This window comes from Brevibacterium sp. XM4083 (genome assembly GCF_006489205.2).
Classification (GTDB): domain Bacteria; phylum Actinomycetota; class Actinomycetes; order Actinomycetales; family Brevibacteriaceae; genus Brevibacterium.
Window position 1 is genome coordinate 533893 of sequence record NZ_VFYR02000004.1, and the last position, 19218, is coordinate 553110.

Annotated in this window: 13 protein-coding genes and 3 tRNA genes; 9 read left to right on the forward strand and 7 right to left on the reverse strand. The window is 68.8% G+C overall.

Features of this window, described 5'->3' with window-relative positions; all coding sequences use genetic code 11:
• Positions 1–5 precede the first annotated feature (5 nt).
• Positions 6–2855, reverse strand: coding sequence for an aminotransferase class I/II-fold pyridoxal phosphate-dependent enzyme (locus FJ887_RS14885; protein ID WP_137825189.1), 2850 nt, complete (start codon positions 2853–2855; stop codon positions 6–8).
• 115 nt (positions 2856–2970) lie between these two features.
• Between FJ887_RS14885 and FJ887_RS14890 the strand changes: the two genes are divergently transcribed.
• Positions 2971–4692, forward strand: coding sequence for a thiamine pyrophosphate-dependent enzyme (locus tag FJ887_RS14890; protein WP_140955685.1), 1722 nt, complete (start codon positions 2971–2973; stop codon positions 4690–4692).
• A gap of 60 nt (positions 4693–4752) precedes the next feature.
• Complete coding sequence (locus tag FJ887_RS14895; RefSeq protein WP_140955684.1) at positions 4753–6384, forward strand: amidohydrolase; 1632 nt, start codon at positions 4753–4755, stop codon at positions 6382–6384.
• Between the two features lie 15 nt (positions 6385–6399).
• Here the strand turns inward: FJ887_RS14895 and FJ887_RS14900 are convergent, their stop codons facing one another.
• Positions 6400–7764: an aspartate aminotransferase family protein gene (locus tag FJ887_RS14900; protein WP_140955683.1), complete on the reverse strand. Its 1365-nt coding sequence runs from the start codon at positions 7762–7764 to the stop codon at positions 6400–6402.
• A 119-nt stretch (positions 7765–7883) separates the two neighbouring features.
• Here FJ887_RS14900 and FJ887_RS14905 point away from each other — a divergent pair, with 119 nt between their 5' ends.
• Positions 7884–8495, forward strand: coding sequence for a YigZ family protein (locus FJ887_RS14905; protein ID WP_140955682.1), 612 nt, complete (start codon positions 7884–7886; stop codon positions 8493–8495).
• A gap of 40 nt (positions 8496–8535) precedes the next feature.
• Here FJ887_RS14905 and ybaK read toward each other — a convergent pair whose 3' ends face one another.
• Both ybaK and FJ887_RS14915 read right to left on the reverse strand, forming a co-directional pair.
• Complete coding sequence (gene ybaK, locus FJ887_RS14910; protein WP_137825194.1) at positions 8536–9042, reverse strand: Cys-tRNA(Pro) deacylase; 507 nt, start codon at positions 9040–9042, stop codon at positions 8536–8538.
• 243 nt (positions 9043–9285) lie between these two features.
• Positions 9286–9633 (reverse strand): metallopeptidase family protein, encoded by a 348-nt coding sequence (locus FJ887_RS14915; RefSeq protein ID WP_140955681.1) that lies wholly within the window; start codon positions 9631–9633, stop codon positions 9286–9288.
• A 166-nt stretch (positions 9634–9799) separates the two neighbouring features.
• Between FJ887_RS14915 and FJ887_RS14920 the strand changes: the two genes are divergently transcribed.
• From FJ887_RS14920 to FJ887_RS14930, 3 genes are all read left to right on the forward strand, one after another.
• Positions 9800–9872 (forward strand) — tRNA-Glu (locus FJ887_RS14920).
• Positions 9873–9909: 37 nt separating this feature from the next.
• Positions 9910–9983, forward strand: a tRNA-Asp gene (locus tag FJ887_RS14925).
• Positions 9984–10051: 68 nt separating this feature from the next.
• Positions 10052–10127 (forward strand) — tRNA-Phe (locus FJ887_RS14930).
• Positions 10128–10183: 56 nt separating this feature from the next.
• Here FJ887_RS14930 and FJ887_RS14935 read toward each other — a convergent pair.
• A complete protein-coding gene (locus FJ887_RS14935) occupies positions 10184–10864 on the reverse strand; it encodes a GntR family transcriptional regulator (protein ID WP_140955680.1) in 681 nt (226 codons plus the stop codon).
• Between the two features lie 176 nt (positions 10865–11040).
• On the opposite strand from FJ887_RS14935, the gene FJ887_RS14940 reads away from it, so the two are divergent.
• From FJ887_RS14940 to FJ887_RS18590, 3 genes are all read left to right on the forward strand, one after another.
• Entirely contained in the window at positions 11041–12942 is a 1902-nt protein-coding gene (locus FJ887_RS14940) for an FAD-dependent monooxygenase (protein ID WP_140955679.1), read from the forward strand.
• Between the two features lie 304 nt (positions 12943–13246).
• A complete protein-coding gene (locus FJ887_RS14945) occupies positions 13247–13780 on the forward strand; it encodes a hypothetical protein (RefSeq protein ID WP_140955678.1) in 534 nt (177 codons plus the stop codon).
• Positions 13781–13990: 210 nt separating this feature from the next.
• The gene (locus FJ887_RS18590) at positions 13991–15988 is read left to right on the forward strand and encodes an HNH endonuclease signature motif containing protein (protein ID WP_140955677.1); all 1998 of its coding nucleotides are present in this window, start codon (positions 13991–13993) and stop codon (positions 15986–15988) included.
• A 75-nt stretch (positions 15989–16063) separates the two neighbouring features.
• On the opposite strand, the gene FJ887_RS14955 is transcribed toward FJ887_RS18590, so the two are convergent.
• Together FJ887_RS14955 and FJ887_RS14960 are read right to left on the reverse strand one after the other, a co-directional pair.
• Positions 16064–17479 (reverse strand): aldehyde dehydrogenase family protein, encoded by a 1416-nt coding sequence (locus FJ887_RS14955; RefSeq protein ID WP_137825865.1) that lies wholly within the window; start codon positions 17477–17479, stop codon positions 16064–16066.
• 106 nt (positions 17480–17585) lie between these two features.
• Positions 17586–19139, reverse strand: coding sequence for an APC family permease (locus FJ887_RS14960; RefSeq protein ID WP_137825864.1), 1554 nt, complete (start codon positions 19137–19139; stop codon positions 17586–17588).
• Positions 19140–19218 lie beyond the last annotated feature (79 nt).

Consider the following 19218-nt stretch of genomic DNA (forward strand, 5'->3'; position numbering starts at 1 on the left):
TGGTTTCAGCCGGTCGTCTCCGACTCTCCGGCGACCTCTGCGAGGATGACCCGGTAGCCCAGGCGCGCGTCGTAGCCGTGGATCTCCCGGGTGTCGAGCGCGGACATGAAGTCGAGCACCTCGGCGGTGATGACCTGACCGGGCACGAGCACCGGGAAGCCGGGCGGGTACGGGGTGACGAACCCGGCCGAGACGGGGGTCTCCCCGGCATCGACGCGACGGCGCAGTTCGTGCGGGAGGACGTACTCGACCGACTTCTGCCGCAGACCCGCGTAGTACGCGGACCGCAGATCCCCGTCGGGCAGCTGCGCCGCGGGGTCCTCGGCCGGCACCTCGGCGGCGTACTCCGGGGCGAAGGCGCTGAAGTCGGGCAGCGGCGGCATCACGACGGCGAGTTCCGTCGCCGCATTCGCCCGGGTGAGCGCGTGCGGGTCGGAGAACTTCTCGGCGATCTTGACGAGCACCTCGATGAGATAGGCGACGGCCGACCGGGAGGTGCCGATGTTCGTCATGAAGAGCACGGTGTTCCGGCTCGTCTTGTTGACCTGGATCCCGTAGCGGTCCATGAGGTATTCGTGTTTGAACGTGTCCCCGTCGACGCCGGTGCCGGTGATCTCGATGGTGATCCGGCTCGGGTCGACGACGAACTCGTCCGTCGTCCACGCGTGCCAGAACGTCCCGAGGCCGTCGCGCAGCGGCATCGACCGCGTCGTCTCCCGGTATTCGGCGGGGATGAGGTCCTTGGCGGTGAGCACCCGGAACGTCTTCTTCAGCAGCGGGTGCCGGGCCACCGCCGAGGCGAGGCTGACAGCGAGGTCGAGCTGCTTCTGGACGAGCGCGAAGCCCTCCATCTCGACCTGCCGCCGACCGAGGTCGAGAGAGGCGAGGATCTGATAGTTCGGCGACGTCGAGGTGTGCGTCATGTACGCCTCGTGGAAGGCCTCCTCGGCGCCGGCCCCGAACTCCTGGTCGTAGACGTGGATCATCGACCCCTGCCGCAGCGCGGTCAGGGTCTTGTGCGTCGACTGCGTCGCGTACACCCGGATCGTCGCATCCGGCGGGGCGAGCAGGGTCTCATTGAGCCACACCTCGTCGGGCGCCGGCTCCCCGGTGACCGGGTCGAAGAGCCGCTTCCGCTGCTCCCGGTACGCGGCGTCGTGGGCGTTCGTCCGCAGGTTCTCATCGAGCCGCTCGGCGGCGACCATGGCCGTGCGCTTGCGGGTGACGGGATGGAAGCGGGCGAACGCGAACCACGCCTCGTCCCAGAGGAAGACGAGATCGGGTTTGATCGCGAGGCACTCGGCCATCACGCGCTCGGGGTCGTAGACGATGCCGTCGAACGTGCAGTTCGTCAGGGTGATCATCCGCACCTCGTCGAGGCGACCGGCGGCCCGGTAGTCGAGGAGGAGCTGCTTGATCCGCGACAGCGGCACCGCGCCGTAGAACGCGAAGTCGTTGAGCGGGTACGCCTCGAGGTAGGCGGCCCGGGCCCCGGTGAGCATGAGCGCATGGTGATGGGACTTGTGGCAGTTGCGGTCGACCATGACGACCTCGCCGGGGGCGACAACGGCCTGGTGGACGATCTTGTTCGCCGTCGACGTCCCGTTCGTCACGAAGTACGTGCGCTTCGCGCCGAACGCGCGGGCGGCCAGGGACTGCGCCTTCTTCAGGGTGCGCACCGGGGCGAGCAGGGAGTCGAGCTCACCCGAGGTCGCGCTCGTCTCAGCGAGCAGCAGGTTGAGCCCGTAGAAGTCGACGAAGTCGCTGATCCACTTCGACCCGACGACCGATCCGCCGCGGGAGACCGGCAGAGCGTGGAAGACCCCGGCGGGGCGCCGGGCATGCTCCTGGATCGCAGCGAAGAACGGAGTGTCGTAGAGGTGCTGGACGCGGCGGAGCAGCGAGAGGTGGAGCTCGAACTGGTCCTCCCGGCGGAAGACGCGACGGAAGCGGTGGGTGAGCGCCCCGGCGAGGCTCTCGATGTGCGCCCCGGCCATGAGGTAGAGGTCGAGTTCGGGGCGGATGCCCGCGAGCGTGTCGGCCAGCCGCAGCACCCGGCGCACCGAGTTGAGCGGGCTCATCGGCCCGGTCGGCGACGACGTCGTCCCCTCGTGGGCGTAGGCCACGGCATCGCGGAGGTCGCGGCTGAGGACCTCACGGGTGCGGTCGGTGAACCCGGGCCGGATGACGCACGCGAGCAGGTTGGGGTTCGTCAGCGCGGCGACGACGGCGTCATCGGCGGTGGGGACGATGACGTAGTCGTAGATGAACTGGTCGGAGGGGCTGCGGAGCTTGAGCAGGTCGGCGTGGAGTTCGTCGCGCCCGCCCTCGGTCGTCTCGTCGACGATGAGGACCTCGAACCGGGGACGCTGGTCCTGCCGGTCGCGCAGCTCATTGCGCTCCTCCTCGGTGAGTTCGTCCTCGAGGAGGTCAGGCACCGTCGTCCCGCGCAGCCGGTTGACCGCGCGGGTGATCATGTCGTGGGCCCGGTCGAACTCGCCGTCGGAGAGGAGCTCGGCGATCTCCTCGACGTAGCGCTGCCCGAACCCGCCCCAGTAGAGCTCGATGGTCTTCAGCGACCGCAGGGACCGCCACACCTCGCCGTCGGCGGCGATCATCGAGAAGTCCCCGCCGCTCATGACGAGGCGCTTGATCGCGTACTTGAGGTACTCCCACGCGTCCGAGCGCAGCCGCCACGTGCTCGCCGGCATTCCCGGGTCGCGTTCGAGCTTCGCCTTCTCCGGTCTCGTGAGGAACCCCGGTCGCAGCGGCGTTCGCGCACCTCCTCCGGAAGCCGACGGTTCGGGCGTGAAGATCGCCCGCCCCGGAAGATCGTCGGAGTCGATGCCGGTCATGCTGGAGCCTCCTGGCGTGGTGCGAAATCCGTTGTGCTGACGATCATACGGCCTGCCCTCACCCGTTTCGCCACCGCGGTGCCCACTTGAGACGAAAGAGTGATAAGCATGAGGAATGGATGCATCAGAGTCGCTGTCCGCCGGCCACCTCATCGTCCGCGAGCTCGAGGCCCACGGCGTCCGCCGCGCCTACCTCGTCCCGGGCGAGTCCTACCTCGACGTCCTCGACGGACTCCACGATTCGCCCATCACCCCGATCGTCTGCCGCCAGGAGGGCGGGGCCGGGTACATGGCCGTGGCCGAGGGGCGGATGACCGGGGTGCCGGGGGTTGCGATGGTCACCCGCGGTCCCGGTGCCGCGAACGTCATGGCCGCCGTCCACACCGCCCACCAGGATGCGACCCCGCTCGTCGTCTTCGTCGGCCTCATCCCCACCTCCCACCGCGGTCGGGAGTCCTTCCAGGAGTTCGACCTCAGCGGGTGGTTCGGCTCGACGACGAAGAAGGTCCTCGTCCTCGATGATCCGGACAAGGCCGCCGAGGTGGTCGCCGATGCGCTGCACACCGCGGTCACCGGCCGGCCGGGTCCCGTCGTCGTCGGCCTGCCCGAGGAGGTGCTGACCCGGCGCACGACCGCCTCGGCGATTCCGCCCCTGACCGTCGGGGTGCCCGCCCCCGACGACGGCGACCTCACCGAGGTGCGGGCCCGCATCGACCAGGCCGAACGTCCCGTCCTCATCATCGGCGGGGAGGACTGGCCGCAGGCCACCGCCGAGCGCATCGCCCGCTGGTCCGCCGACCGGGGCCTCGGGGTGCTCGGCACGTTCCGCGCCTACGACGGGATCGACCACGACAGTCCGAACTTCCTCGGCATCCTCGGGTACGGGGCTGCCCCGGTGGCCCAGCGCGTGTTCGCCGAGGCCGACCTCCACATCTTCCTCGGCTGCGTGCGCACGGATGTCGCCACCGACGGATTCACCCTCGGCACGGAGCAGAAGACGATCGTCATCGGCCCCGACCCGGATGCGCACGGGCACTTCGGACGCCTCGATGAGCACATCGTCACCTCGGTGAGCCGGTTCGCCGCCCGGGTCGTCGCCGCGGACGGGACCCCGGACTACGCGGTCACCGCCGACGGCGCGGTCAACGAGGTCGCCGGCGGGAAGACCGGTGCCGCGGCCGCACCCGAACTCCCCGCGTGGATCACCGCGGCCCGCGCCGAATTCGAGGCATGGCGGGTGCCGAGACCCGCACCGGCCGGAACGGAGGCCGCCCCCGGCTCAGGCCCCGGCTTCGTCGACATGGACGAGGCGTTCACCCATGTCAGGGAGCTGCTGCCGGAGGACGCGATCGTCACCTACGGGGCGGGGAACTTCTCCGGGTGGGCGACGCGGTTCCTGCCCACGCACGCCTTCCCTTCGGCACTCGGGCCGCGCAACGGGTCGATGGGCTTCGGGGTGCCCGCCGCCGTCGCCGCGGGACTCGTCGCCCCCGACCGGACGATCTTCTGCATCGCCGGGGACGGGGACTTCCTCATGAACGGCCAGGAGCTCGCGACGGCCGCACAGTACGGGGTCGACCTCACGATCGTCGTCAACGACAACTCCGTCTACGGCACGATCCGCGGCCACCAGGACCGCGACTACCCGGGCCGGGCGACGGGCACCGCCCTGGACAACCCCGACTTCGCGGCGATGGCCACGGCCTTCGGCGGACTCGGCATCCGGGTCGAGCGGACCGCGGACTTCCGCGAGGCCTTCGCCGCCGCGCTGGACCACCGGGGCCCGGCGCTCGTCCACTGCCTCACCGACCCCGCGATCCGCGGCGCCCGGCTGTGATGGCAGACTCGAGGTGACCGGGTCACCGGTGACAGCGACGTCCACGGAGAAGGCAGCCCCATGAGAATCGACGCGATCTTCACGGATCTCGACGCCCACACCCTCGACCCCGCCCGGCCCCGGGCGCAGCGGATCGGGGTCTTCGCCGGGCGGATCGTCGGCATCGACGAGGACCTCGACGGCGTCACCGCCGACCGCGTCGAATCGCTCGGCGGGGCGACCGTGCTCCCGGGCTTCAACGACGTCCACTGCCACACGACGTGGTTCGGCCTCACGCTCGCCTCCGTCGACGTCACGGCGATGCCCGGCGGCCTGCCCGACGTCTACGCGGCACTTGAGCAGGCGGCGGCGACGACGCCTGAGGGCGAGTGGATCGAGGCGACCGGCTTCGCCCACCGCGACTACGGCGGGCAGTACCCGGAGCTGTCCCGCCTCGACGCGATCACCGGCAGTCGGCCTCTCTTCATGCGCCAGACCTCAGGGCACGCGGCGATCGTCAACACCGAGGCGATGCGCCGGGCCGGCATCCTCGACCCCGGCTTCACCGATCCGGTCGGCGGGAAGGTCGTCCGCGACGCCGCCGGGCATCCGACGGGGCTCGTCGAGGAGACTGCGCAGGGCCTCGTCCAGGACCTCATCCGCCCGTACTCGCTCGACACGATCGTCGAGGCCCTCGATCTCGCGACGACGCAGTACGCGAAGGAGGGCATCACCTCGTTCGGGGAATGCGGCATCGCCTACGGCTGGATCGGCCACTCCCCCATCGAGATCTCCGCGTACCTGCGGGCGCGCGAGGAAGGCCGGCTGCGGGCCCGCGCGCAGCTGATGCCGCAGGCCGACGGCCTCCACGCGATCGCCGCGAACCCGGCCGACGGCTTCGGGATCGGTCTCGACGCGGGACTGCGCACCGGCCTCGGTGACGACCTCATCAGCATCGGCCCGGTGAAGTTCTTCATGGATGGGGCGATGAGCGGGGAGACCGCCGCCCTGCGGGAGAACTACGCGGGCCGCGATCATCGCGGGTACCTCCAGGCCGACGCCGAGGTGCTGCGCCGCCAGATCCTCGACACGTACGCCTCCGGGTGGTCGCTGGCCGTCCACGCGATCGGCGACGCCGCCGTCGATGCCGCGATCGCGAACATCGTCGAGGCGCAGAGGCTCCACGGCCGGCGGGCGGTGCCCAACCGGATCGAGCACGCCGGTCTCGTCCACGACGAGCACCTCGCGACGCTCGCCGAGCACGGCATCGCGGTGACCCCGCAGGCCGCGTTCGCCGAGGCGATCGGCGACGGGATGAACCGGTCGCTCGGGCCCGAGCGCCGCCGCCTGCTCTACCGGGCGAAGTCGTTCGTCGACGCCGGGGTTCTGCTGCCCGGCAGCTCGGATCGCCCGTGCGCCGACGGCACGGCGCTGCGCGGCATCGAGGCCTTCGTCACCCGCGCGACCCGGGACGGTGACGTCATGGGCGCAGCGAGCGAGCGGCTCACCCCCGCTGAGGCGGTCGCCGCCTACACCTCGGTCGCCGCCGTCGCCTCGGGGCAGGGCGCGGACAAGGGCACGCTGACCCGGGGGAAGCTCGCCGACTTCGTCGCGCTCGACGCCCATCCCGCCGAGGTGGCCCCCGACGAGATCGCTGACATCCCCGTCCGCGCGACCGTCCTCGGCGGCGCGTTCACCCACGACGCCCGGTAGCGCCGGGACGGCGGCTCAGCGGGGCGGGAAGTCGAGGTCGGTGAGGACCTTGTCAAGGATGCCGAGGCCCTTCTCGAGGTCGTCCTCGCTGATGTTGATCGGCGGGACGACGTGGATGCGGTGGTAGTTGTTGAACGCGACGAGACCGTACTCCTTGAGGGAGGCGAGCACCGAGGCGACTTCGGGTGAGCCGCCGCCGTAGGGGGCCAGCGGCTCCTTCGTCTCCTTGTCCCAGACGAGTTCGATCGCCCAGAACGCCCCGGTGCCACGGACCTCCCCGACGTGCTTCGAGGTCTCCGCGATCTGCCGCAGGCGCGGTCCGATGATCTCCTCGCCGATCCGGGCGGCGTGGGCGACCATGCCCTCGTTCTCCATCGCATCGATCGTCGCGACCGCGGCCGCGCACGCGAGCGGGTGACCGGAGTACGTCAGACCGCCGGGGTAGGGCACCTCGGCGAAGGAGTCATAGACGGCATCGTCCATGATCACCCCACCGAGCGGGACGTACCCGGAGTTGACGCCCTTGGCGAAGGTGATGATGTCGGGGACGATGTCGAAGTGCTCGAAGGCGAACCACCGGCCGGTGCGACCGAAGCCGGCCATCACCTCGTCGGCGATGAGGACGATGTCGTGGGCGTCGGCGAGCGCCCGCACGCCCTGCATGTACTCCGGGCTCGGGATCATGATGCCCGCGGTGCCGGGGATCGATTCGAGGACGATCGCGGCGATCGTCGACGGGCCCTCGAGTTCGATCGTGCGCTCGAGGTGGCGCAGGGCGCGCTCGGTCTCCTCCGCCTCGGTGGTCGCGGCGAATTCGGAGCGGTAGAGGAAGGGGCCGAAGAAGTGGACGACACCGGAATCGCCGAGGTCGTTCCTCCACCGTCGCGGATCGCCGGTGACGTTGATCGCCGTCTGCGTGCCCCCGTGGTACGAGCGGTAGCGGGAGAGGACCTTGTGCCTGCCGGTGTGGAGGCGGGCCATGCGGATCGCGTGCTCGTTGGCGTCGGCCCCGCCGTTGGTGAAGAAGACGTGGTCGAGGCCGGCGGGGGTGCGCTCGGTGATGAGGCGGGCGGCCTCCGAGCGGGCGGCGTTGGCGTACGCGGGGCTGATCGTGCAGAGCAGATCGGCCTGGTCCTTGATCGCGGCGACGACCTTGGGATGCTGGTGGCCGATGTTCGTGTTTACGAGCTGGGAGGAGAAGTCGAGCAGCGGCCGGCCCTCGCCGTCGTAGATGTACGAGCCCGCCGCCCGGGAGACGGTCATCGGGTCGAGCGTCCTCTGCGCCGACCACGAGTGGAAGACGTGGGCGCGGTCGAGGGCGTAGGCGCGGGCGGACTCGTCCTTGATCTCCGCGATCTCCGCATCGCTGAACTGCTCCATGATCGTCACCTTTCGCGCTCGTCCGGGCCCGGCAGCGGGGCATGCGGCGCAGCCTCGGCGCCGCCTACGCTCAAGGGTAGAGCACTGGGAGGCCAGGTCCGCGGACTACAGTGAACCACATGCCCTACCGGACGATCGCCCGCCCCGCCGCAGCCGAGATCGAGATCAGGAAGTCCCGTTTCCTCGGCCTCATCGCCCCGGTCGAGACCGAAGCGCAGGCCCGGGAGATCATCGCCGCCCGCCGCGCGGAGCATCCGAAGGCCCGCCATCACTGCACGGCGTTCATCCTCGATCCCGATGCGCGCACGCAGCGCTTCAGCGACGACGGGGAGCCGGCGGGCACGGCGGGCGCCCCGATCCTCGACGTCCTCGCCGGCCGCGACCTCACGTACGCCCTCGCCGTCGTCACCCGGTACTTCGGGGGCACCCTGCTCGGTGCGGGCGGGCTCGTGCGCGCCTACGGGCAGGCCGCCTCGGCGGCGGTCGATGAGGCGGCGATCATCACGAAGCAGGAGCTCGTGCCGGTGCGTGCGACCGTCGACTACGCGCAGGCGAATGTCCTCGAGCGCGCGGCGGGGATCCGCGGGTGGTCGGTCCGGGCGGAGTACGGCGCTGAGGTGACGCTCGACGTCCTCGTCCCCCTCGCCGAGGTGGATCCGGCCCTGACGATGTTCGCCGACCTCACAGCGGGGCGGGCCCAGCCGGAGGTCGGCGACGTGGAGTGGGTGTGAGGCTGTCGCCTCGGTGGTTCTGCTCAGTGATCGATTCTGCTCAGTCGAGCGCGGCGATCTTCGCGACCTGCGCGTTCGTGAGCATGACGAGGTCCTCGGGTCGGATCTCGATCTCGAGGCCGCGGCGGCCGGCGGAGACGAAGACCGAGGCGTGCTCGAGCACGGTGCGGTCGATGACGACGGGCACGGCGTGGCGCTGCCCGAACGGGGAGACGCCGCCGACCGGGTAGCCGGTGCGGCGCTCGGTCTCCGCGACCCCGGCCAGCTGCGCCTTCTTCGCGCTGCGCGCCGAGGCGAGAGCCTTGAGGTCGAGCTGTCCCGAGACGGGGACGAGAGCGGTGACGGGGGCGCCGTCGACCTGGATCATCAGGGTCTTGAACACCTGATCGGACCCGACGCCGAGCTTGTCAGCGGCTTCCGAGCCGTAGCGCCGGGTGGCGGGGTCGTGCTCGAAGCTGTGCAGGCTGTAGTCGATGCCCGCGAGATTGAGAACGCGAACGGCCGGGGTAGCCGCGCTGGCTGATTTGGATGCAGATGCAACTGTCATAAGGGGGTCGTGCCTCCTGCCCGCGGGTCGAGAGGGAGACGCAGAGCGCGACTGCCGGAGCCTCGCGCTCTTCCCAGCTCGATACGGACGGAATGTTGTATCGGTTACTGATTGGGTACCCGCCCACAATAGGCGAACCGTCAAGCCCTGCGCCAATCAATGGAGGCAAACCGAACTTGCCGACAGCGAGCCTTCGTCCAGCTCACACGGGATCATCGCGTTCGGGCACCGGGTCAGCCGGCCTCACCCCCAACCGATTTCGTGGAGTCGGTCGTCGTCGATGCCGTAGAAGTGGGCGATCTCGTGGACGATCGTGATGACGAGCTGCTCGCGGAGGTCATCGCGATCCCGGGCGAAGGCGATGAGGTTGTCGCGGTAGAGGAAGATCGTGTCCGGCATCTCGAGTCCGCTCTGACCGCGCTCGCCGATCGGGATCCCGTGATAGAGGCCGAGCAGGGTGCGACTGCCGTCCTCGGGACGGTCCTCGACGAAGAGGGCGACGTTGTCGAGTTCGTCGGTGACTCCGGCAGGCAGCGATTCGACCGCCTCGTCGAGGATGGCATCGAATTCCTCGTCGCTCAGCTGCTCCATGGCCCCGATCCTAACGGTCGGAACTGACATGGGAATCCGGGTGCGCGAGGCCCGCGAAAGGGGCCGGAAATCTGTGACGGAGGACACCGCGATCTGTTTTGCATTCTCCGAAAAGGTTGGGATAAGCTTAACGTCGTTGCCCACGGGGAATCCGAGAGCAAACTAGGCCCCCATCGTCTAGAGGCCTAGGACACCGCCCTTTCACGGCGGCGACACGGGTTCGAATCCCGTTGGGGGTACGGTGTAGGATCGAAAGGTCTGTCACCACAACAGCAAGGCCCTGTGGCGCAGTTGGTTAGCGCGCCGCCCTGTCACGGCGGAGGTCGCGGGTTCGAGTCCCGTCAGGGTCGCGGAGCACAAGGCTCTTCTTCGGAAGAGCCTTTGTTTCTCTCGACATATTTGCGTATGTCGGCGGCCAGGCTCTGTAGCTCAGTTGGTAGAGCGTTCGACTGAAAATCGAAAGGTCACCGGATCGACGCCGGTCGGAGCCACCACCACGAAGAACCCCGCGGATTCCGCGGGGTTCTTCTGCATCGCAGGGGCATGCGGCTCAGGCGCTCGCCTTCGCGGTGACGCTGGCGATGAGCACATCGGCCGAACGCTGGATATGGCACTCGAGGGCATGCACCGCGCGCTCGACCTCTCGGGCCACCGTCGCCTCGGCGATCTCCCGATGCTCACCGGAGACGTCACGGGTCTCGTCGACGACGAGTTCGCGCGACCAGTGGACGAACAGCGCCGAGCGCGCCCGCAGATCGGTCGCCACCTTCGACAGCGTCTCACTCCGGCCGCCGGCGAGGATGACCTCGTGGAACACCCCGTGCGCCTGCCCCCACTCCTCGGTGATGTGCCCTCCCCCATCGGTGAAGGCGGTGCGCTCGAGCATGTGATGGGCCGCGAGCACATCCGACTCCCACGCCAGACTCCCATCGGCGATCGACTCCCGCAGGGCGGCGGCTTCGATGATGCGGCGGGCACGGGTGAGATCCTCGAGCGCTCCGACGGTGAGCTCGGGAACCGAGAACCCGCGCTGCGGGCTGGCACTGAGCAGTCCATCCTGAGCCAACCGCGTCATCGCCTCCCGGAGCACCGAGGCGCTGACGGAGAATCCGCGGGCGATCTCACCGATGCGCAGCTTGGATCCCGGCGTGAAGGTTCCCTTGAGCAGATCTGCTCGCAGGCGATCATAGGCTTCCGCCGACAGCGTGCTTCCGGTCCGAGGTCCTGGCATAGCGTCAGTATAGACGGAACGGTCATCTGTCGACGTTTGCTGAAAATATCTTTTTTCTCTTGCAATGTTGTGATTCAGCTCATACGGTGGACACCACGCGACGACCGATCGTGGCGCAGAAGTCGGATCAGAGCCTGTGGCATCGCAACGCCGATGCCGGGATGCAAGGAGGCACCATGGCTGATATCGAAGTACCCGTTCTCATCATCGGCGGCGGCGGAGCCGGACTGTCGGCATCGATGAACCTGTCGAAGCTCGGCGTCGATCACCTGCTCGTCAGCTCGCTGCCCTACACCTCGAAGCTGCCGAAGGCCCATGTGCTCAATCAGCGCACGATGGAGATCTTCGAGGAGGTCGGCGTGGCCCCGGAGGTCGAGAAGCGCAGCACACCCGCCGAGAACATGAAGGCCACCGGATGGTACGCCGGCCTCGTCGGCGATCACCGGTACTCCGGGCGCCGCCTCGGCCACCTCGAGGTCTGGGGCGGCGGCTACACCGACCCGGACTACATCGCGGCGAGCGCGAAGCGCACGTGCAACCTGCCCCAGATCAGACTCGAACCGCTCCTCCTCGACCACGCCCGGAAGCTCCACCCCGACCCCCGAGGCGTGCGCTTCAATCATGAGGTCACCGCGATCGAGCAGCTCGACGAGGGGGTGCGCGCGACAGTGCTCGACAAGGACACCGACACCGAGTACACCGTCCGTGCCCGCTATGCGATCGCAGCCGATCGCGGACGCACGATCGGCCCGGCCCTCGGCGTCGGCATGACCGGCCCGACCGACCTCATGATGATGGTCTCCGTCCACTTCTCCGCCGACCTCTCCCAGTCGGCCCGCGACGACGATGTGCTCATCCGCTGGCTCGTCAATCCGGAATTCGGCGGATCATGGTCCTCCGGCGTCCTCGTGGCGATGGGGCCCGAGAACTGGGGCACGACCTCGGAGGAGTGGGTCGTTCATCTCGACTACGCCACGCACGACAAGGACGCACTGAAAGACGATCTCGTCATCGAGCGCCTGTGCACCGTGCTCGGCGTCGACCGCTCGGCGCTCACCGTCCACAAGGTCTCGCCGTGGATCATGGAGGGCGTCGTGGCCGAGAGGTTCCGGGCCGGCGACGTCTTCTTCATCGGCGATGCCGCCCACCGCCACCCGCCGACCGGCGGACTCGGGCTCAACTCCGCGATCCACGACGGGTACAACCTCGCGTGGAAGCTCTCCCTCGTCCTCGCCGGCCAGGCCGACGACGCACTGCTCGACACCTACGAAGCCGAGCGCCAGCCGGTCGATCAGGACAATGTCGACGCCGCGGTCGCCTCGGCGATGAATCACTTCACGATCGACAAGGCGCTCAACCTCTCCCCCGAGGCCTCCGCCGCGGACAACTGGGCCGAACTCGAGCCGATCTGGGACGACTCGCTGCCCAACGCCGCGGAGAAGCGCCACGCGCTCAACAAGGCGATCGGGACGCAGACGATGGAGTTCCGCCATCACAACGTCGAGTTCGGGTATCGGTATGACTCCGCGGCCATCGTCTCCGACGGATCGCCCGCCTACGCCCCCATCGACCCCGTCCGGCTCTACGAGCCTTCGACCAAACCGGGCCATCCGCTCCCCCACGCGTTCGTCGAGAAGTCGAATGAGCGGATCGCGCTCGGTGACCTCGTCGCCGGTGGGCACTTCCTCGTCCTCGCCGGCGAGGACGGCCAGGGCTGGGTCGACGCGGCGAACCGGCTGGCCGCCGAGCGCGGCCTGCCGCTGAGAGCGCACACCGTCGGCCTCGAGGGCTGCGACTTCGTCGACGTGCGGATGGCGTGGATGAAGAACCGCGGCATCAGCTCCTCCGGCGTCGTCATCGTCCGCCCCGACCGCTACGTCGCCTACCGTTCGGTCGCCGGTGTGCCCGACGCCGACGACGAGCTCCGCCGAGTCTTCGACTCGCTGCTCGCGGTGGCGCCGGGGTCAGGGTCGACTGCGGGACAGCAGGGGGCGACGGGGTCAGCTGCGGGGTCGCGCGGCGGCGCAGCGGACTCGGCCGAGGCTTCGACGGCCGGAGTCAACGGCGTGACCGTCTGAGGGCTGCGCGAACCGGGGAGAGGACCCGGCGCGGACCTTCCTCAACCGCGCCGGCCCTGGAGCGGGGCGGGCTCCGGTACCGGGCGGGCCCCGGAGCGGGCGGGCTCCGGACCGGGCGGGCGCGGGAACCGCAGGACCACCTCGGCGAGCCATGGGGATCCCGGAAATCATTGCCGGGGATCCGTCCGGCGCGACCGATTCCCGCGCACTTTCCGCCGCCTGGGCCCACCGCCGCGCAAGGGTGCGAGAATGTCGCGCAACGGTGCAAGAATAAGGATGTACCGACCCGAACCAAGGAGCGACCATGAGCACCGGCGACACCTGGGCAGACGACACCGATCCCGCAGACAACGACTTCCTCACGCAGGACGACGAGTTCGACGAGGAAGAGCTCGAAGAGGACGACGCCGAGCCCACCGGGGTCGACCTCACCGGCCTCGAGGAGACCGCCGACGAAGCCGAGGACGACGCCGAATCGGACGACTTCGACGAGATCGACGACGAGGACAGCGAGCCCTACGTCGAACCGGGTGCCGAAGGACCCGAGGGCACCGGCATCGAAGGCGCCGACGACGCCCTCATCGCCGACGCCGGCTGGGACGACGAACAGGACGCCCCCGCGCTCGACGGCGATCTCGACACCGACCCGACGACCGCCGCCGAACAGGGCAACCGCGACGGAGACGACATGGTCTCCTACGGCGACGACGACTCCGAGGTCGCCGAGCTCAGCGGCGACGATCTCGACGTCGACGCCCTCGCCGACGATCACGTCGAAGAGGTCGACGTCATCGACGGCATGCCGGAGACGATCGACAACGCCTACCGGGAGGACTGACCCTCCCCGTCGGTCCGCGCGCCCTCTCCCCTCGCTCGCCGAGGTGGGAGGGCGTTCGCATGTCATCGCGGGCCACGAATATTGCTAAGCCCAGGGAATCTATCGAATTTTGCGTTCGAATCAGTTTCGATCAACCTATTGACTTCACTTGTGACGTGAACTACACTAATGTCATTAGCCACGTTGACGTGGGAAGACAGGTGAAGCGCCGTGACCGACACAACCGAATCAGTCCCCTCCGGAGCCCAGCCTGGCCGAAACAGCCGGCGCATCGACGTCGATCCGGACTCCCGTTTCGCCGCTGCCGTCGACGTCTACTCCGCGTGTGACCGCGCTCAGCTCACCGCGCTCGAGACGACTGCCGCGCTCTTCCACGACGAAGTCATCGACCACCTCAACCTCATGAATCCCGATGCGGACGAACCGTACCGGCACGCGAGCCTGACCGAGACCGCGCGGCGCTTCGCGCGGGCACGAGCGAGGGACGACCGGGCCGACGCGGCAGCGGACAGCCCCGCTGCGACGGCGGAACGCGATGCCGAAGGACCCGGCGACAGCGTGGCCGACGCCGGAGAGCTCAGCGACAGCGAATCCTCTGCCACGGCGTTCCTGCCGGGCTTCCCGCGCTTCCGCGAGACCCAGTCGATCGACGGCTGGGTCCATGCGCACTCCCACGCTGAGGACATCGCAGAGCTCGCGACCATCCTCGGCAACTCGATCACCACGACGTACACCCACATCACCACGGCGATGCTCCTCGTCCACGGACTGCCGAAGTTCCACGAGCGCTGCCTCGCCGGCGACTTCACCTACGCTCACGTCATCGCCGCTGCGCGCCTGTGCAAGGACATCGGGTTCGCCCACCTGCCGGAGATCGACTGCTACCTCGCGCGACGGCGAGCCGACGTGACGATCGAGACCTTCCGCAAGTCGCTGGCCATGAAGGTCAGCGTGGTCGAACCCGTCGAGGAGCGCAGCGAGCGTGCCTTCGACCACCGCCGCGTCGATCTCACCACCCATCCGGACGGCACGTCGTGCCTGACGATCACCGGCCCGTCAGCGGAACTCCAAGCCTGCTTCCTTCGCATCGAGGCCTTCGCCAAAGCGATCCGGAACAACAGCACCGCACCGTTTGCCGACATGCTCCCGTCCGGTGCCGTCATCGACGACGACCGCACGATCATGGCTCTGATGTTCGACATCTTCACCCAGACGAGGCCCCAGGTCGGCATCGAGGTGCGGGCCCACGACACCGACACCGGCGAGATCACCACACGGGAGATCCCCTTCGACACCGAGCACGTGCGCAGCGTCGCCGACATCGCCGATGCCCTCACCGCGGCTGCCGATCGGTTCGAGGAGGCGACTGATGTCGAACGCGACGAGGAGGGACGCCCGCTCCTCGGCCTCAAACTCTCCCTGCCGACCACAGGATTCTGGTTCGCCAATCAGGCCCGGATGATCATGACGGTGCCGTTCATGTCACTGCTCGACCAGTCCGAGCTGCCGGGGACGTTCTCCGACGGCTCACCGGTTCCGGCGGACATGGCGCGACGCGTGGCCGGCCACTGTTCGACGTGGTCGCGGATCCTCACCGACCCCGCCACCGGCACTCCGGTCGACGCCCAGGCCAAGAGCTACTACATTCCGCAGACGGTGAGACAGACGCTCATCGCCCAATGGCAGTCGTGCACCGTCCCCGGATGCCGACGGCGAGCGGAATCCTCAGAAGTCGACCACATCATTCCGTTCGACCACGATGACCCCGAACACGGCGGACTCACCGTGTTCGGCAACCTCCATCCCCTGTGCAAACCGCACCACCAGGCGAAGACGGACAGGAAGTACACCGTGTGGATGGAGTCTGCCGGCCTCCTCGAGTACCGCTTCGCCCACGGAGTGAGCGCGCTTCTCACCGCAGGGGACAACCCTGCCAACGCCGAGCACGCCCGGCAGTTCGCCACCGCCGAGCCACCGCCCGAGCCATCCCCGCCGGAGCCGCCACCGCCGGAGCCGCCTTTGCCCGAACCGCCTTTGCCCGGGCCGCCCCCGCCGGAACCGGGTGACACGCGCATCTCCGACGACTGTCCCGGCGCGCAGGGCGAGATCGGGAGACCTGGCTGGGTCAAACGCACGAGAAGCACCCGGCGCACGACGGCCCATCAGCAGGAATGGGTCTGGGACAGCGGCGAGCCGCCGCCGTTCTGAGAACGACCCTCGCTCACGAAGCAGCAGTCGAGGCACCCGACCGGGGGCCTCGACTGCTGCGCAACAGCGGATTGGTCACCAGGAGATGACGTGCGGGACGCTCACCTGCTTGAGGCCTTCGACACCGAACTCGAGGCCGTATCCGGACTTCTTCACCCCGCCGAAGGGCACCCGGGGATCGACGGCGCCGTGCTTGTTGATCCACGTCGACCCGGCCTCGAGCCGGGCAGCCACCTTCTTCGCTTCCTCGAGGTCGGATCCCCACACCGAGGAGCCGAGCCCCACTTCGAGCTCGTTGGCCCAGGTGATCGCCTGATCGAGGTCGGTGTACTTGATGATCGGCAGGGCGGGACCGAACTGCTCCTCGGCCACCAGCGGGTTGTCGTTGTCGATGTCGGCGACGATCGTCGTCGGGTAGAAGTACCCCGGCTGCCCCTCCTGCGGGTCTCCGCCGACGAGCACCGTCGCTCCCCCGTCCTTCGCCGCCTGCACGAGCCGGGCAACGATGTCGTACTGCTGCTTGTTCTGCAGGGGACCGAGCACGTTGTTCTCATCGAGGCCGACACCCATCGGCATCTGCGCCGCGACCTCGACGAGGGCGTCGCAGACCTCCTGGTAGAGGGACTCGGGCACGTAGAGTCGCTTCATCGCCGCACAGGTCTGACCCGTGTTGATGAACGCACCCCAGAAGAGATCGGTGGCGATCGCCTTGGGGTCGGCGTCCTCGAGGACGATGCCTGCGTCGTTGCCGCCGAGTTCGAGGGTGAGCCGGGCGAGGTTGTCGGCGGCCGAGCGCATGATCGCCTGGCCGGTCTTCGTCGAGCCGGTGAACATGATCTTGTCGACGTCGTCGTGGTCGGTCAGCGCCGCACCGACGGCCCCGTCACCGGCGACGACGGAGAGCACATCGGCGGGCAGCACCTGATTGATCACGGCGATGAGGCCCTGGACCGACAGCGGGGTGTACTCCGAGGGCTTGACGACGACGGCGTTGCCCATCTTCAGGGCCGGAGCGAGCTGCCACACGGTGATCATCATCGGCCAGTTCCACGGACCGACAGCGCCGACGACGCCGACCGGGTCATAGACGAGTTCGGCGTGCGTGCCGTCCTCGTCGACGAGAGTCTCGGGTTCGAGGACGAAGGCCGCGTTCGCCCGCAGCCATGCCGCGCAGGCTCCGACCTCGAAGCGCGCGTTGGGCCCGTTGAGCGGCTTGCCCGCCTCGCGGGAGAGCAGCTGCGCGAGCGCTTCGGCGGAGGCCTCGACGGCGTCGGCGGCCTTGTTGAGCAGGTCGTTGCGTTCGGCGACGGGGCGCGAGGCCCACGCCGGCTGCGCCGCGACCGCGGCGCTGACCGCCGCGTCGATGTCGGCGACGGTGCCCTCGTGGGTGCGGCCGATGACATCGCCGGTCGCCGGGTCGGTGATCTCGCGACCCGCCGGGTCGGTGATCGCGGCGAGCAGTCCATCGTAGGTCGTGAGGTCGGTGCTCATGATGCTCCTTCGGTTCGGATTCGGTGAGTGGGACGGGTGCGGTCAGGTGGAAGCAGGCGGTCAGGCGGAAGCAGGCGGTCAGGATCGGAAGTTCTCATCCAGGTCCTCATCCCAGACTTCCACCGGATCCGATTCCTGCATAGAGCTCGGGCCGGCTGCCGCGCAGCCAGTAGGCCCAGAGGGTGCCGATGAGCCCGGGCACGAGGACGAGGAGCGGCAGCAGCCACGAGAGCACGGTCGGCTCGGTCGTGCCGATGAGGACGTCGAAGTTCGCGACGATCGCGAAGAAGAGGACGAAGAGTCCGATGGCCGCGATGCCGGGGGCGATGAGCCGAACCCACGTCGAGTACTCCCCGCGCTGGGTCCGGAGGAACCCGATGACGGCGAGCGCGGTGAGCGCCATGAGGAGGACGAGGCCGAACGCTCCCATGTTCGTCAGCCACGTGAAGAGGGTGACGACGGGGAAGAGCGGGTCCGTGCTGCCGGCGCCGGCGGCCGCGAAGACGAGGATGACGATGAGGGCGAGCGCCGACTGTGTGAGCGATCCGGCGACCGGGGCGCCCGAACGCCGTGAGGTGCGGGCGAGGAACGACGGGAGCACCCGGTCGCGGCCGAGGGCGAAGAAGTACCGGGCGACGATGTTGTGGAATGCGACGAGAGCGGCGAGCAGGGAGGTGAGGAAGAGGAGGTTCGCGAGGTCGACGAACCACACCGGGGCGTGCTCGCCGAGGTAGGCGAACATGAGGTCGGGGCCGAGCTCCTGGGCGCGGGGCACGAGCTGCGAGGGACCTTCGGCCATGACCATCGCCCAGCCGGAGAAGGCGTAGAAGACGGCGATGAGGCACACCGCGATGATCGTCGCCCGTCCGGCCGTGCGCTTGGGGTCCTTGACCTCCTCGTTGTAGATCGCCCCGGACTCGAAGCCCATGAACGCCGCGATCGAGAACGCGAGCACCGCGCCGATCCCGGGGACGAAGAGGTCACCGGGGACGAAGCCGGCCGTCGACAGGCCCTCGGGGCTGTTCGAGAGTCCGATGACGTCGTAGATGACGACGACGAGGAACTCCGTGGTGACGATGATGCCGAGGATCTTCGCGGAGAAGTCGACCCGGGCGATGCCCATGAGACCGACGACGACCCAGCCGATGAGCGCGCACACGACCCACGAGACGGTGAGCCCGAAGAACGAGTTCAGGAGTGAGGAGAAGACGAAGCCGAACATCCCGACGATGCCGATCTGCATCGCGTTGTACGACATCAGCGCCGTCAGCGCGGCTCCGACGCCGATCCGCTTGCCCAGCCCCTTGGCGATGTAGGCGAAGAACGCTCCCGCGTTGTGGACGTGCTGGCTCATCGCTCCGTAGCCGATCGCGAAGAGGATGAGGATGACGCCGAGGACGATGAACGACAGCGGGATCCCGAGGAGCCCCGTGACGGCGAAGTTGCTCGGCAGTCCGCCGGCGGCGACCGTCAGCGGCGCCGAGGCGGCGATGATCATGAAGACGAGTGCCGGGGTGCCGATCCGCCGCGCATCGAGGCTCGCAGCCGCCGGCCCGTGACCGTGCGAGCGCCCGGATTCGCTTGGGTGACCGGTGCCGCTTCGACCACCAGGGCCGCTGGACTGGCCGGTGCCGTGGGAGTTCCCGGTGGCAGCGCTCATGTCGTTCACCTCACAGACGTCATTGTTCTCCTCACCCTGCCGCACCGCGGACCGGCGCGTCTTGGCTTTCCGAGCAGTC

What these genes read in the sequence shown, in the direction of transcription:
- FJ887_RS14885 (WP_137825189.1), bottom strand. Translation starts at nt 2,855, where the DNA reads ATGACCGGCATCGACTCCGACGATCTTCCGGGGCGGGCGATCTTCACG.
- FJ887_RS14935 (WP_140955680.1), bottom strand. Translation starts at nt 10,864, where the DNA reads ATGCCAGGACCTCGGACCGGAAGCACGCTGTCGGCGGAAGCCTATGAT.
- FJ887_RS14940 (WP_140955679.1), top strand. Translation starts at nt 11,041, where the DNA reads ATGGCTGATATCGAAGTACCCGTTCTCATCATCGGCGGCGGCGGAGCC.
- FJ887_RS14915 (WP_140955681.1), bottom strand. Translation starts at nt 9,633, where the DNA reads ATGGAGCAGCTGAGCGACGAGGAATTCGATGCCATCCTCGACGAGGCG.
- FJ887_RS14905 (WP_140955682.1), top strand. Translation starts at nt 7,884, where the DNA reads ATGCCCTACCGGACGATCGCCCGCCCCGCCGCAGCCGAGATCGAGATC.
- FJ887_RS14955 (WP_137825865.1), bottom strand. Translation starts at nt 17,479, where the DNA reads ATGAGCACCGACCTCACGACCTACGATGGACTGCTCGCCGCGATCACC.
- FJ887_RS14890 (WP_140955685.1), top strand. Translation starts at nt 2,971, where the DNA reads ATGGATGCATCAGAGTCGCTGTCCGCCGGCCACCTCATCGTCCGCGAG.
- FJ887_RS14895 (WP_140955684.1), top strand. Translation starts at nt 4,753, where the DNA reads ATGAGAATCGACGCGATCTTCACGGATCTCGACGCCCACACCCTCGAC.
- FJ887_RS14900 (WP_140955683.1), bottom strand. Translation starts at nt 7,764, where the DNA reads ATGGAGCAGTTCAGCGATGCGGAGATCGCGGAGATCAAGGACGAGTCC.
- FJ887_RS14945 (WP_140955678.1), top strand. Translation starts at nt 13,247, where the DNA reads ATGAGCACCGGCGACACCTGGGCAGACGACACCGATCCCGCAGACAAC.
- ybaK (WP_137825194.1), bottom strand. Translation starts at nt 9,042, where the DNA reads ATGACAGTTGCATCTGCATCCAAATCAGCCAGCGCGGCTACCCCGGCC.
- FJ887_RS14960 (WP_137825864.1), bottom strand. Translation starts at nt 19,139, where the DNA reads ATGAGCGCTGCCACCGGGAACTCCCACGGCACCGGCCAGTCCAGCGGC.